This is a genomic window from Pelagibacterium sp. (assembly GCF_965249125.1).
Classification (GTDB): Bacteria; Pseudomonadota; Alphaproteobacteria; order Rhizobiales; family Devosiaceae; genus Pelagibacterium.
On sequence record NZ_OZ252217.1, the window covers coordinates 2,796,930 to 2,810,307 of the forward strand.

At 60.8% G+C, this 13,378-nt stretch carries 12 protein-coding genes; 10 read left to right on the forward strand and 2 right to left on the reverse strand.

Annotation, left to right across the window (positions count from 1 at the left end):
- The 3 genes from argH to ACP148_RS13620 are packed head-to-tail and all read left to right on the forward strand — an operon-like array spanning position 1 to position 3,472.
- Entirely contained in the window at positions 1-1,503 is a 1,503-nt protein-coding gene (argH, locus tag ACP148_RS13610) for an argininosuccinate lyase (protein ID WP_421953225.1), read from the forward strand.
- A complete protein-coding gene (locus ACP148_RS13615; RefSeq protein WP_421953226.1) occupies positions 1,503-2,573 on the forward strand; it encodes an ABC transporter ATP-binding protein in 1,071 nt (356 codons plus the stop codon). Before argH ends, ACP148_RS13615 begins: the two co-directional genes overlap by 1 nt.
- Positions 2,570-3,472: a carbohydrate kinase family protein gene (locus tag ACP148_RS13620; RefSeq protein ID WP_421953227.1), complete on the forward strand. Its 903-nt coding sequence runs from the start codon at positions 2,570-2,572 to the stop codon at positions 3,470-3,472. The genes ACP148_RS13615 and ACP148_RS13620 overlap by 4 nt, the downstream gene beginning before the upstream one ends.
- 2 nt (positions 3,473-3,474) lie before the next feature.
- On the opposite strand, the gene ACP148_RS13625 is transcribed toward ACP148_RS13620, so the two are convergent.
- Both ACP148_RS13625 and ACP148_RS13630 read right to left on the reverse strand, forming a co-directional pair.
- Positions 3,475-4,476, reverse strand: coding sequence for a 4-hydroxyproline epimerase (locus ACP148_RS13625; RefSeq protein ID WP_421953228.1), 1,002 nt, complete (start codon positions 4,474-4,476; stop codon positions 3,475-3,477).
- Between the two features lie 10 nt (positions 4,477-4,486).
- Positions 4,487-5,719 (reverse strand): NAD(P)/FAD-dependent oxidoreductase, encoded by a 1,233-nt coding sequence (locus tag ACP148_RS13630; protein WP_421953229.1) that lies wholly within the window; start codon positions 5,717-5,719, stop codon positions 4,487-4,489.
- 145 nt (positions 5,720-5,864) lie between these two features.
- Between ACP148_RS13630 and ACP148_RS13635 the strand changes: the two genes are divergently transcribed.
- From ACP148_RS13635 to ACP148_RS13665, 7 genes are all read left to right on the forward strand, one after another.
- Complete coding sequence (locus ACP148_RS13635; RefSeq protein ID WP_421953230.1) at positions 5,865-6,584, forward strand: GntR family transcriptional regulator; 720 nt, start codon at positions 5,865-5,867, stop codon at positions 6,582-6,584.
- Between the two features lie 126 nt (positions 6,585-6,710).
- A complete protein-coding gene (locus ACP148_RS13640) occupies positions 6,711-7,658 on the forward strand; it encodes a dihydrodipicolinate synthase family protein (protein WP_421953231.1) in 948 nt (315 codons plus the stop codon).
- Between the two features lie 134 nt (positions 7,659-7,792).
- Positions 7,793-8,848 carry a LacI family DNA-binding transcriptional regulator gene (locus ACP148_RS13645; RefSeq protein ID WP_421953232.1) on the forward strand — a complete coding sequence of 352 codons (1,056 nt, stop codon included), beginning with the start codon at positions 7,793-7,795 and terminating at the stop codon, positions 8,846-8,848.
- A gap of 2 nt (positions 8,849-8,850) precedes the next feature.
- Positions 8,851-9,828, forward strand: coding sequence for an ABC transporter permease (locus ACP148_RS13650; RefSeq protein WP_421953233.1), 978 nt, complete (start codon positions 8,851-8,853; stop codon positions 9,826-9,828).
- Position 9,829: 1 nt separating this feature from the next.
- Positions 9,830-10,726: a carbohydrate ABC transporter permease gene (locus ACP148_RS13655; protein WP_421953234.1), complete on the forward strand. Its 897-nt coding sequence runs from the start codon at positions 9,830-9,832 to the stop codon at positions 10,724-10,726.
- Positions 10,727-10,759: 33 nt separating this feature from the next.
- Positions 10,760-12,157 carry an extracellular solute-binding protein gene (locus tag ACP148_RS13660; RefSeq protein WP_421953235.1) on the forward strand — a complete coding sequence of 466 codons (1,398 nt, stop codon included), beginning with the start codon at positions 10,760-10,762 and terminating at the stop codon, positions 12,155-12,157.
- Positions 12,154-13,362 (forward strand): ADP-ribosylglycohydrolase family protein, encoded by a 1,209-nt coding sequence (locus ACP148_RS13665; protein WP_421953236.1) that lies wholly within the window; start codon positions 12,154-12,156, stop codon positions 13,360-13,362. The genes ACP148_RS13660 and ACP148_RS13665 overlap by 4 nt, the downstream gene beginning before the upstream one ends.
- The last annotated feature ends 16 nt before the right edge of the window (positions 13,363-13,378 follow it).

The window sequence follows — 13,378 nt, forward strand, 5'->3', positions numbered from 1 at the left end:
ATGACGGCGATGAAAGATAGAAGCGTTTTCCCCGACCCCGTCTACAAAGAGACAGTGCTTCGCCCTCTTTTCGACGGCGCCAAGAACCATCATGCCGACGGGTTCAGGGCCATCGACAGGGCGCATCTGGTCATGCTGGCCGAGACCGGCATTCTGACACCCGAGCAGGCTGCCGGAATAGCCGGAGCGCTGATCGCCATAGACGAGGAAATCGATCTCGACGGCCTGATCTATACCGGCGAGGTCGAGGATTTCTTTTTCCTGATCGAACAACACCTCAAGGCAAAGCTGGGGCCGGACCTGGCGGGGCGGCTCCACACCTCGCGGTCGCGCAACGATATCGATCACACGCTCTTCAAGCTCGGCCTCAAGCCGCGCACCGAAATCCTGCTCGAAAAGATGCGGGCGCTGCTCGGCGCGGTGCTGGCGACGGCCGAGCGCGAAGCCGAAACGCTGATCGTTGCCTACACCCATGGCCAGCCGGCGCAGCCGACCACCTTCGGGCACTACCTCGGTGCCATGGCCGAGGTGCTGATCCGTGACATCGAGAGGATCGAAGCGGCGCTTGAGGTGATCGATCTGTCCCCCATGGGCGCTGCAGCGATCACGACGTCGGGCTTTCCCATCGACCGCGAGAGGGTGGCCGAACTGCTCGGGTTTGCCCGTCCGCTGGAAAATTCCTATGGCTGCATCGCTTCGGTCGATTATATCACCGGAATTTACGGAGCGATGGCGCTGAGCTTTCTGCATCTGGGCCGGCCCGTACAGGATTTTCAGGTCTGGTCGAGCTTCGAGGTGGGCCAGCTTTATGTGCCCAATGGGCTGGTCCAGATCTCTTCGATCATGCCGCAGAAGCGCAATCCGGTGCCTATCGAGCACCTGCGCCATCTGTGCAGCCAGACCTACGGCCGCGCCAAGGCGATGCTCGACGTTATGCACAACACACCCTTTACCGACATGAACGATAGCGAAGGCGAGAGCCAGGCGATGGGCTATCAGGCGTTCGATGCCGCCTATCGCGTGCTCGATCTTTTCACCGCGCTGATCGCTCAGGTTTCGATCAACCCCGAACGGGTGGAGATCAACATCAAGCGCTCCTGCATCACGATCACCGAACTGGCCGACAGCCTTGTGCGGCTGGAAAACCTCTCGTTCCGGCAGGCGCACGAAGTTTCGGCAGCGGTGGCACGAGCCGTGGTTGCGGCCGATGGCTCACTAGCCGACGACGGATACGGGCCTTTTGCATCAGCGTTCAGGGACGCCACCGGACGGGTTTCGAGCCTTTCGCAAGAGCAATTTGCAGAACTGGTTTCGGCCAGGCACTTCGTTTCGGTTCGCGACCGGCTCGGCGGTCCCGCGCCAGCAGCGCTTGCAGCCTCGCTCGGACGCTATCGCGAAAAGCTCGAGACATTTTCCGCCGCGGCGGCCAGACGTGCCGAACGGCAAGAAAAAGCCCACGGCGAACTCAACGATAAATTCAATGCACTTTTAGGAGCGGCGTGATGGCAGAAATCCAGTTGGAAGGCCTCGTCAAACGCTATGGCAAGGTGACCGCCGTTCACGGCATCGACCTCGAAATCGCCGATGGTGAATTCGTGGTTTTCGTCGGGCCATCGGGCTGCGGGAAATCGACGACCCTGCGCATGATTGCCGGGCTCGAGGAGATAACGGGCGGCGTGCTCAAGATTGGCGATACAGTCGTCAACCAGTACGAGCCCAAGCAGCGCAACATCGCCATGGTGTTTCAGAACTACGCGATCTATCCCCACATGACAGTGGGCCAGAATATCGGGTTCGGTCTCTACACCTCCAAACTCTCCAAGGCCGAAAAACAAGAGCGCATCGCCGAAGCCGGCAAGATACTGGGACTTACGGATCTGCTCGATCGGCGCCCAGCGGCGCTCTCTGGCGGACAGCGCCAGCGCGTGGCCATCGGCCGTGCCATGGTGCGGGACCCGGCGGCGTTCCTTTTCGACGAACCGCTTTCCAATCTCGACGCGCAATTGCGCTCGCAAATGCGTATCGAAATCAAGCGGCTACACCAGCGGCTGGGCACGACCATCGTCTATGTCACCCACGACCAGATTGAAGCCATGACCATGGCCGACCGGATCGTGGTGATGCGCGATGGGCTTATCCTTCAGGTGGGCACGCCGACAGAGCTTTACGAGAGCCCCGTCGACGTGTTTACGGCGCGGTTCATTGGCAGCCCGTCGATGAACCTTATCGATGGCAGTGCCTCCGGGGATAAACTGACGGCCGCAGGTGCCAGGATCAAGGGCACATTGGCCGGGACCGGATCGGGCAAGATCCTGGTCGGCGTGCGACCTCACGATCTTCTGGTGGGCGAAGCGCCCGGCGATGCCGCATTGGCCTTCGAAGGCAAGGTCACAGCCGTTGAGCCCCTGGGTTCGGAAACACTCGTGCATCTCGATATAGCCGGATCATCGGCCATAGCCACGGCACCGGGCAAACTCCTGCCAGCGGTCGACAGCACGGTGACGGCATGGGCCGGGGCGGGCAATCTTTATCTCTTCGACGCCGAGAGCGAAAAAGCCCTGGGGCGTCTATGAGTTTGAAATCGCCGCGCGACGCTGTCGTCAGCGTTGGCCGTATCTATTGCGATCTTGTCTTCGCCGGCCTCTCGGGCATGCCTCAAATGGGCCGCGAAGTCTTTGCGCGTTCCATGCAGCCGGTGCTGGGCGGCGGAGCGTTCATCGCCGCTGCCCATCTGACCCATCTCGGGCGCCCGGCGGCTCTGCTTGCTTCGTATGGCACCGATCCTTTGTCCCAAACCCTTGCGCCACAACTTGAGGAAAGCGGGATAGACCTGCGTTTTCTCGACCGCCGGGCCGAGGCGGGGCCGCAAGTCACGGTGGTGATGACGGACGCCGCAGACCGCGCGTTTCTTTCATGCCGGGCCGGACGCGCCGTGCCGGCGCGGTTCGCGAACGCGCTTGAATGGGAGGGTGCCGCCCTTTTGCACATTGCCGAATACGCAACGCTCGTCGAGCAACCCGATCTCGTTTCACGCGCCAAAGCGGCCGGTCTGGCGGTCGCGCTCGATCCGAGCTGGGATGATACACTCATAAACAGGCCGGGGCTGCTGGACGCCTGCGCGGGGGTGGACATATTTCTTCCCAACGCCGAGGAAGCCATCGCAATTACCGGCAAGTCAGACCTGGCCGAGGCGCTCGATGTGCTGACCGAGCATTTTCCCATAGTCGCCATCAAGTGCGGCGGCAGGGGCGGGCTGCTTGGCGCGGGCAAGACGCGGCTTTCGACCACAGCGCCCAAGGTCCACGTGGTCGATACCACCGGGGCGGGAGATGCCTTCAACGCGGGCCTTATCGATGCGTATCTCTCCGGGCGCGCCTTGAGCGAGTGTCTCGACGCGGGCGTGTCTGCCGGATCGTTGTCGGTGCAATCGATTGGCGGCGCGCCGCGCCCTGCGACGTCGGTGGCCGTATAGCCTCAAATCACCGTAAAGCCGTGAGCATAGGGATCACGGTCATCGATAAAGATCGTGTTGAACCCGGTCTGGCGGGCCCAACCGCCGATCGAGGGTATGATCGCATCGCTGTTGCCGACGCGCGCTGCGGCCTCGACACGACCGGAAAACAGCGAGCCGATGATGCTTTCGTGGACGAATTCATCGCCGACCGAGAGCTTCCCTTTGGCCGCCAGTTGCGCCATGCGCGCCGAGGTTCCAGTGCCGCAAGGAGAGCGGTCGATCGCCTTGTCGCCGTAGAAGACGGCGTTGCGGGCCGTCGCGCCTTGCTGGGTCGGCAACCCGGTCCACTGGATGTGGCTCAGCCCGTTAATCTGTGGATGCTCGGGGTGGACGAATTCGTATTTTTCGTTGAGCGCTGTCCGCAATTTCGGTGACAGGCCGATGAGTTCGGCGGCCGTAAAGTCGGCCATATCCCGAAACAGCTTCTGGGGCTCGACGATCGCATAGAAATTGCCGCCATAGGCCACATCGACCACAAGCTCTCCAAAGCCCTCGACCTGCGCGGTCAGCCCCTCGGCGTGAAGGAATGAGGCAACGTTGGTCAGGCGCACTTCCTCGACGAAACGGCCCTCCTGACGATAGGTGATGTCGACCTTCCCCGCCGGCGCTTCGATCGACAGCTTTCCCTGCTCGCGCGGAGTTATCAGCCCGTTCTCGATGGCCATGGTGATGGTGCCTATGGTTCCGTGACCACACATCGGCAGACAGCCCGAGGTTTCGATGAACAGGATGGCGACCTCGCAATCGGGGCGGGTCGGCGGATACAGGATCGAGCCCGACATCATGTCATGGCCACGCGGCTCGAACATCAGCCCGGTGCGAATCCAGTCATATTCATTGAGAAAATGCGCGCGCTTTTCCAGCATGGTATTGCCCTTGAGCAAGGGCGCGCCACCGGCGACCAGGCGCACCGGATTGCCGCAAGTGTGTCCGTCGATGCACTGAAATGTATGCTGGCCCATCAAATTCTTCTTAAAAACGCGTTGTCCGAAACGGCTTGATGTCGATGGCTGGCGGCCTATCGTCGACCAGATCAGCTATGATTTCGGCGGTCCCCACCGACTGCGTGAGCCCCAGATGGCCATGACCAAACGCGACAATGACACGGGAATCGCCCGGTGCGCCATCGATGACGGGCAGACTGTCGGGCATCGAGGGGCGAAATCCCATCCAGCGTTCTCCGCCATTGGTGTCGAGCCCAGGCAGAAAGCGGGCCGCCTTGGCCAGAAGGGCATCGGCCCGGCTCATGCGCGGCGCAAGCTCAAGCCCACCAAGCTCCACGCCTCCACCGACACGGATACCGTTGCCGATGCGACTGACCACGAACCCGTGCGATGCGAAGGTCACATGAGTGCGCAGATCGAACGCACCCTGCGGCAGCGTGACATTATAGCCGCGCTCGGTTTCGAGCGGCAGGCTCATGCCAAGTGGCCTGGCCAGCCGGTTCGAATAGGCGCCCGCTGCGATAATGACCTTATCGAAAACACGATTTTCGCCCGAGCCTTTCACCTCCATGCCGTCTGGACCGGGCCTGACCGCCTCGATCTCGGCACGAACAAAGGTCGCACCACGGCCCACTGCCAGCTCGGCCAGGTGTTTGGTCCACACAGCGGGGTCCGTAACGTTTGTCCAATCGGGCGTGAAACCGGCATGGGTAAAACGCGGCGAAAGACCGGGCTGGATTTCCGCTATCGCTTCGGGGTGGGTGAGAAGGTCGAATTTGACGCCGATCGCTCGGCGCTCGTCCCAACCGGGCAGGCTGGCTTTGAATTCGCGTTCGCCCTCATAAAGTTGCAATTGCCCTTCCCGACGCAATAGCCCTTCAAGACCATGGGCTTTCACCAACCGCTCGAGGGCGGCAGAAGAATGCCCCATCAGAGCACCCTGCGCCGCGACCGCCGCACGATAGCGGGCCGGGAGGCTGGCCTTGAGGAAAGCAAGAAGCCAGGGCGCAATCCTGAACGCATAGCCAGGCGGAATGGACAATGGCCCGTCGGGATCGAGCAACCAACCGGGGGCCCTTTTCATGATACCGGGGGTAGCGAGCGGAATGACGTCGGCAAAAGCAAACGCGCCGGCATTGCCTCCCGAGGCACCGGCAGCCACCCCTTCGCGGTCGAATATCGTAACGGTGTGCCCGCGTGCTGACAGGGCAAGCGCGGCCGTAACGCCTATGACCCCTGCACCAATCACTGCAACACGCATTGCTATTCCGATCTCATTCTAGCGCAGCAATGGGTATAATCAGCCGTCTCGGTCCTGTCGACACAGAAAATATCGATTATCGACATCTTCCCTGCCCGGCGATCCATCCTTATGAAGGGGTATGGATCAAGGAGCGACGAACGGCGTGGCCAAGGACGCAAAGCAAAGGGTTGAGGTGACCGACACTCCCAAACGCGGGTCCGGTTCCTCCCATGTCTATAAGATGTTGCGCAACGAGATCATCGATCTCAAACTTTCCCCCGGCAGCCCGATGGACGAGTTGCAACTGGCCGAACGATTCTCGCTTTCGCGCACGCCGATCCGTGAGGCGCTCGTGCGGCTCTCGGTCGAGGGCTTGATTACCACCCTGCCCAACCGGGCGACCATCGTTTCCAACATAGACTTTCTCCATCTGCCTCAATTTTTCGACGCGCTCACGCTGATGTATCGCGTAACGACGCGACTGGCCGCGGGACATCATACTCCCGACGACATAGGCCGCATGCGCGCCAAACAGAATGAGTTCATCCAGGTCGTAGAGGCCCGTGACGCGCTTGCGTTGATCGCCACCAACCGGGACTTCCATCTCGAAATCGCGCGGGCTGGCGGCAACGCCTATTACACCGAACTTTTTACCCGGCTGCTCGACGAGAACCGGCGAATCCTGCGGCTTTACTATTCCTCGTTCAATGACGAGTTGCCGCGCAAATACGTTGTCGAGCACGATCAAATGATCGCCGCCATCGCTGCGGGGGATGTCGAGGCAGCCGATCGGCTGGCCAGCGCGCATGCCGAGCAGATCGTCACCCAGATCCAGTCTTACATAGTTGCCGACAAACGCATAAACGCTCAACTGCCCTTATAATGGCGACCGCGATGGCGTCAGGATATGAAATCGAATCGGCGAGATTTTTGTCGACAAATAGCATACAAACAGTATTATCAACTCAACTCAGACGCCGAAACGCCCCGCAATCGAGGAGACGCCACGATGACCGCCAGCATCTTTTCAGGATGCATCCCTGCCCTGATGACCCCTTGCAAGCCGGATCGGACGCCCGATTTCGACGCACTGGTGCGCAAGGGCGAGCAGTTGATTGCTGCCGGGATGCGTGCCGTTGTCTATTGCGGCTCGATGGGCGACTGGCCGTTACTGACCGACGCTCAGCGCATGGAGGGCGTGGCACGCCTGGTCGGCGCAGGCGTGCCGGTGATCGTGGGAACCGGAGCGATCAACACCGGCTCAGCGGTCGCCATTGCCAGCCATGCCCAGGACGTCGGGGCACAGGGCCTGATGGTCATTCCACGCGTCCTGTCGCGCGGGCCCTCCGCCACCGCGCAACGCCACCACTTCAAAGCAATCCTTTCGGCGGCGCCCAATTTGCCGGCCGTCATCTACAACAGCCCCTATTACGGCTTTGAGACACGGGCCGACCTGTTCTTTGCGCTGCGTGCGGAGCACGCGAACCTCATTGGCTTCAAGGAATTCGGGGGAGCCGGATCCCTTACATATGCGGCGGAAAACATCACCAGCCGAGACGATGATGTGTCGCTGATGGTCGGCGTGGACACCCAGGTTTTCCATGGCTTTGTCAATTGCGGCGCAACAGGTGCCATAACCGGAATCGGCAACGTCCTGCCGCGCGAAGTTCTCCACCTGTGCGCGCTTGCGCAGGCGGCGGCAGATGGCGATGTGGAATCCCGCCGGCGGGCGCTCGAACTCGAGGGTGCGCTCGGTGTATTGTCCTCGTTCGACGAGGGACCGGATCTCGTCCTGTTTTACAAGCACCTGATGGCGGTCAAGGGCGATAGCGAATACGCGCTCAATTTCAATGAGACAGATACGCTCACCGACAGCCAGCGCGGCTTTGCAGAGAGCCAGTTGCGAATCTTTGAGACCTGGTACGCGCAGTGGAGCAAGCTACCCGGCGCCGCGTAACCACGTGCCATCTGGCTCCAATTGCTGCAATGGCGGGGTTTATACCCCGCTATTGCGGCGCCACTCTTTACAGCCGGATGGTCGTTTGGTAACGTTCCCAAAAATGGGAGGAAGCGGTCTATCCGCATCACGGCATGTCCACGCGCCGAAACAAGCAACCGACGATCATAGACATTGCGGAAGTGGCCGGTGTTTCCAAAAGCACCGTGGCGCGCGCCCTGTCGGGGTCGCCCCATATCGGGGAAAAGACGCGGGAGCGGGTGCTCAGCGCCGTGCGTGCGCTAGGCTATGAACGCAACCATCTCGCCCATTCCCTCCGCTCGGGAAAAACCGGCCTAATCGGACTTGTAATCCCCGACATCGCCAACCCCTTCTGGGCCGAAGTGGCGCGCGGCGCCCAGGATGCGGCCGCAGCCAGCGGCGCCTCGCTTCTGATTTTCAGTTCCGACTGGGATCCCGAGCGCGAGGCGCATCATCTGCGCGCGCTGCGTCAGGCGCGCGTCGACGGCGCCATCGTCAATCCGGTTGCCGACAATGTGGACGGGCTGGGCCGGTTTGGCCTTCCCGTCGTGCTGATCGGCTCCAGCGCCGAGCGTTTTCCCGAACTTTCCAGCGTGGGCAGCGATATCGCGCAAGGCGTCGCCCTGGGTCTCGACCACCTTGCCGGCCTTGGCCACCATCGTCCGGCGCTGCTGGTGGGCTCGGCAAACCGGCTGGCCCGTGTGCGCTTCATGCGTGTTGTCCATGACTATTGCATCGGCCACGATATCGACCCCGCGACGCTGGTGATCGAAGAAGGCAGCTATACGGTCGAATCGGGGCGCGCGGCGATGTTGCGCCTGCTGGAGCGCGACCCAAAGGCAGCCCGGTGCGTCTTTGCCGCAAACGATCTCATGGCGCTCGGCGCCCTGCTCGCGGTGCGCGAAGCGGGATTGCGCTGCCCCGACGATGTATCGATCCTGGGCTTTGACGGCATTCCTGCCGCAGCCTTTTCAGATCCCGGATTGACTACGGTCGAAAAGCCGGCCCGCGCCATCGGGATGGAGGGCATGCGCCTTCTGAGAGAAACCATCGAGGGCGAACTCGAACATCGCCGAGTGCTGCTGGACTGCGCGCTCACCTCGCGCGGGTCGCTGGCGCGCAGCGGCGAGAATGGACCGGCCCGCCTGATGGCCGTGGGGAGCAACTAGCCATGAGCCTTGACGAGAAAGAACTGGCTTCCACCATTTCCAATTTTGGGAACGTTCCCAAAAGCGCCAAACGTTCGTCTCGACGTGCCGCCTTCGGCTTCAAGCTGAGAGCCTGGTGGCCATATTACGCGATGATGGCTCCGGGCATCGTCTATTTCCTGGTGTTTCACTATTTCCCCATCTATCAGGCCAAGCTGGCCTTCGAGGATTTCCGGATCTTCGGCGACAACCTTTTTGTGGGTTTCAAGCATTTCGACACGCTGTTTGACTCCCCCGCCTTTTTTCAGGTTCTGGCCAATACGCTGATCATCTCCGCCATGAAGATGGTTTTCGTCTTTCCGGTCCCAATATTGATCGCGCTGTTCATCAATGAAGTGCGCAGCACCAATCTGCGCCGCTTCATTCAATCGGCGATCTACCTGCCGCACTTTCTTTCATGGGTGGTGATCGCGGGCATTTTCATCGCCGCCCTTTCGCCTTCAAGCGGGGTGGTCAACGATATCGGACAGGCGCTTGGATTGGCGCCTCGGGCCTTCATGACCGAGTCCGGCTCCATTCGCTGGGTCATCGTTTTTTCCGAAATGTGGCGTACGGCGGGCTGGGACTCGCTCCTCTATTTCGCGGCCATCATGGCCATCGACCCCCAGCTTTACGACGCCGCGGAAATGGATGGGGCCAATCGCTGGCAGAAGATCGTCCATGTCACCCTGCCGGGCATCGCGCCGACCATAGCCACCCTGTTCATTCTCAATGTCGGCCTGTTCATGAATGCCGGGTTCGATCAGGTCTTCAACCTCTCCAACGACGCCATCCGCGACCAGATCGATATCATCGACACCTATGTCTATCGGATCGGTTTGCAGTCGGGACAATTCTCGCTGGCGACGGCTGCCGGCCTGTTCAAGGGGGTCATCGGCATGGTGCTGATCGTTGCCGCCCATACCATTTCCAAGCGCCTGACCGGAAAGGGAGTTTGGTAAGATGGCCAGCACCAATTCCACACGTTTCGAGCGACTGGAACAGACGATCATCGTATCGAGCCTGCTGCTCATGGTCGTGGTGACCGTTCAGCCGATCCTCAACCTGCTGGCCATCTCGTTTTCAGATTCCACCCAGGTGCCCGGCATGAGCGGCCTGGCGATCATTCCGAGAGGGTTTTCGCTTGATGTGTGGACACTGCTGATCGCCAATCCCGAAGTCCAGCGCGGCCTTCTCAATTCGCTGTTGATCACCGTGACCGGAACGATCCTCAACGTTACCTTCACCGCGCTGATGGCATGGGCACTATCCCGCCCGCGGCTGCCGGGGCGCCGCATATTGTTCGTCTTCGTTCTGGCCACCATCGTCTTCGAGCCCGGTCTGATCCCCGACTATTTCGTGGTGCGCGAGCTGGGCCTGCTCAACACTTACTGGGCGGTCATTCTCTACAAGCTCGTCAACGCCTGGTATCTGATCATTCTCATCCGGTTCTTCGAGGAAGTGCCGGGCGAACTGCTCGAAGCCGCAGAGCTTGATGGCGCCAATGCGTTCCAGACGCTCTGGAAAGTCGTGCTGCCGCTCACCATGCCGGCGCTGGCCACCATCACGCTGTTCTATCTCGTCTATCACTGGAACGAGTTTTTGCGCCCGATGATCTATCTCAACGATTCCAGCATGCACCCGCTGCAGGTCGTGTTGCGCAAATTCGTGCTCGATGGCGACAAGTCCTCGATGGTGGGGCTGGCGGCCATGGCGAACTACCAGGGCGCGGCCCAGATCAGCACGCGGGCGCTCAATGCCGGCATGATCATGCTGACCATCCTGCCCATTCTGGCGGTCTATCCGCTGATCCTGAAATTCTTCACGAAGGGCACCATGAGCGGTGCCCTGAAGGGATAACACAAGCAAAAATCCAACAAGGAGGAGGACCAGATGCTTGCAAGACACCTTATGACCACGGTCGTTGCCGTGGCGACAATACTAAGCCTGGGAGTCGGCGCTCTCGCGCAGGATGCCCCCACAGTAACGATAATTGCGCACGAGAACCCCGGCGATACAGAGTTGTTCGAGCGCATCGAAGCGGGCATGGCCGAAGCCGGCACGCCGGTGAATATCGAAGTTATCGCCCTTCCCAGCTCAGGTTATGCCGACGCGCTGAGCCTGCGCCTTTTGTCGGGCGAAGTCCCCGACATCATCTACTTCCAGGGTGCCGATGCCGAATTTGCCAATCAGGGCATATTGGAGGATCTGCGTCCTTGGATCGAGCAATCGGATTACATCCAGAACGCCATGTGGCCGCACAATGAAGCGCGCATGGCGAACTATCCCTACCTTCTCTACATCTTCCCGGCGCGGACCAAATCGGCAGTGATGCGCTCGGACTGGCTCGAACAGAGCGGGCTCGAGGCACCGACCAATCTCGATGAGTGGACGGCATTCCTCACCGAAATGTCGCAGTCCGATTTCGATGGCAATGGTCAGATGGATACGTTCGGCATTCTGGCGCCGGACAACACGGCCGAACTCGACGCCATCTTCAACCAGTCGTTCGGCGTGTCCTCGACCTGGCTCGAAAATGAAAACGGCGAATGGATCCATGCCCGCGTTTCGGACGCGGAGCGTGACAAGCTGGCCTATTACCAGACGCTTTATGCCGACGGAATTCTCGATCCCGAATATGTCACCTCGAACTGGGAAGTGAAGGAAGACAAATTCTATTCGGGCCGCGTTGCCGTGATCATGGGAACCGCCGGTCCGGTGGTCGAAATTTACAGGACCAAGATGGCCGAAGCCAATGGGGGTGCCGACCTCGCCCTGCTTGCTCCTCCCGATGGACTTGAAGCTGTCAACGTCGCCAAGGAAGATCGCGGCTACGCCATTCACGCCATGAGCGAGAACAAGGAAGCTGCGTTTGCTGTTCTCGATTTTCTGGCAAGCCCCGAAGGCCAGTTCATCGATCGCATGGGCGTCGAGGGTGAACATTACACCCGCAACGGCGACACATTCGAAATACTGCCGGCCATGGGCGGATGGTATCCGCGCTTCTGGACGGTGAACCCCGACTACTGGACACCGCCCGTCGCGCTGCTCTCGGACGTGGCCCAGGGTTCGCTCGAACAGGGCGCCGAATATTTCGTCGCCGACAACGCCTTCGTCTGGCCCGCCGATCTGGCCGCCGATGTCGATGCGGCCGAGCAGTATTATCGCACCTCGGTTTTCCGTTTTGTCTCTGGTGAATGGTCGATGGACCAGTGGGACCAGTATGTCGACGGATGGTACGCAGCCGGGGGACAGGCGATGACCGATCACGCAAGGACCGTTCTTCCATGACCAAACTGCAGAACACGGGCCCGGCTTTCCAAAGCCGGGTCCGCGGACTGCTCCATGGCGTCGCTTTCGGCGACGCCATCGGGGCGCCCGTTGAAAAGCTCACCCCGGCCGAAATCCGGTCCATGTATGGACGGGTCAATTCGCTCGACAATCAGTGGCACCGCACGAGCCGGGATCCTGCTGCGGGCAATGGCCGTGTGCGCGGCAATGGCATCGTCACCGACGATACGCTGATGACGCTGTCGCTCATGGCCGTCTACAACGAGGTCGGCCGTCACATCGACGCCTGGGACATGGCCGACGGGATGGTGCGCCAGATCGCCTGGGTCAAGCGCTACGTTCCCGAGCTTCAGCGCGAATGTCCGCTGCTCGAGCGCCTGTTCTACCCCGAGAAATGGATTTTCCAACGCCACCAGCTCTCCGGCTGCGATCCGCGCCAGGGTGGGATCGGCAACATGGTTAATTGCGGTGCAGCGATGTATATCGCGCCGATCGGCGTCGTGAACGCCTGCGATCCGCGCGCCGCCTATGAAGAGGCCATCGCATTCGCCTCGGGCCACCAGCAGAGCTATGGTCTGGAGGCCGCTGGCGTTCTGGCCGCTACCGTTGCTGCCGCTTTCATTCCCGGAACACACATCGATGCGGTCGTCGATATCGCTTATGAGCTCGCCAAGGATGGCACCCGTGACGCCATCGGCGCGATCGCGGGGACCGCAAAAGACCTGCGTACCAGGGGCGCAGATCATGCGGAAGTGGTCAAGGCGTTCCATGAGGCCATAGTGCCCTTCTCGCCGCTTGGCGACGACCTCGACCACACCGCCGCAAAGGCTGGCCGTCCGACCCACAACTATCAGCCCTCGCGGTTCCATTCGATCGAAGAGCTGCCGCTTGCCCTTGGGTTCGCCCTTGTCGCCAACGGCGATTTCCGACGGGCCGTCGAAGACGGCGTCAATTCGGGACGCGATACCGATTCCATCGGCGTCATGGCTGGCGCCATCCTTGGCGCGATGCACGGGGAAGCCGTGATCGATGCCGGGGAAGCTGAGCAGATCGACACCATCAACCGCCTTGACCTTGCCGGCGAAGCCGACCGCTTTGCGGCGACATGCAACGCCATAATGAGTGCCGACGAAAAGCGGCTTCAGGCGCTCGCCGCCCAACGCGCAGCGATTTTCGGAACCCCGATTGCCGCAGCGCAGAACTGATACAATTTTCAAACAG

Excerpts from the sequence above, each read along its gene's own strand:
- ACP148_RS13625 (WP_421953228.1), bottom strand. The coding sequence starts at position 4,476 with ATGGGCCAGCATACATTTCAGTGCATCGACGGACACACTTGCGGCAAT.
- ACP148_RS13615 (WP_421953226.1), top strand. The coding sequence starts at position 1,503 with ATGGCAGAAATCCAGTTGGAAGGCCTCGTCAAACGCTATGGCAAGGTG.
- ACP148_RS13665 (WP_421953236.1), top strand. The coding sequence starts at position 12,154 with ATGACCAAACTGCAGAACACGGGCCCGGCTTTCCAAAGCCGGGTCCGC.
- ACP148_RS13640 (WP_421953231.1), top strand. The coding sequence starts at position 6,711 with ATGACCGCCAGCATCTTTTCAGGATGCATCCCTGCCCTGATGACCCCT.
- ACP148_RS13660 (WP_421953235.1), top strand. The coding sequence starts at position 10,760 with ATGCTTGCAAGACACCTTATGACCACGGTCGTTGCCGTGGCGACAATA.
- argH (WP_421953225.1), top strand. The coding sequence starts at position 1 with ATGACGGCGATGAAAGATAGAAGCGTTTTCCCCGACCCCGTCTACAAA.
- ACP148_RS13655 (WP_421953234.1), top strand. The coding sequence starts at position 9,830 with ATGGCCAGCACCAATTCCACACGTTTCGAGCGACTGGAACAGACGATC.
- ACP148_RS13645 (WP_421953232.1), top strand. The coding sequence starts at position 7,793 with ATGTCCACGCGCCGAAACAAGCAACCGACGATCATAGACATTGCGGAA.
- ACP148_RS13650 (WP_421953233.1), top strand. The coding sequence starts at position 8,851 with ATGAGCCTTGACGAGAAAGAACTGGCTTCCACCATTTCCAATTTTGGG.
- ACP148_RS13620 (WP_421953227.1), top strand. The coding sequence starts at position 2,570 with ATGAGTTTGAAATCGCCGCGCGACGCTGTCGTCAGCGTTGGCCGTATC.
- ACP148_RS13630 (WP_421953229.1), bottom strand. The coding sequence starts at position 5,719 with ATGCGTGTTGCAGTGATTGGTGCAGGGGTCATAGGCGTTACGGCCGCG.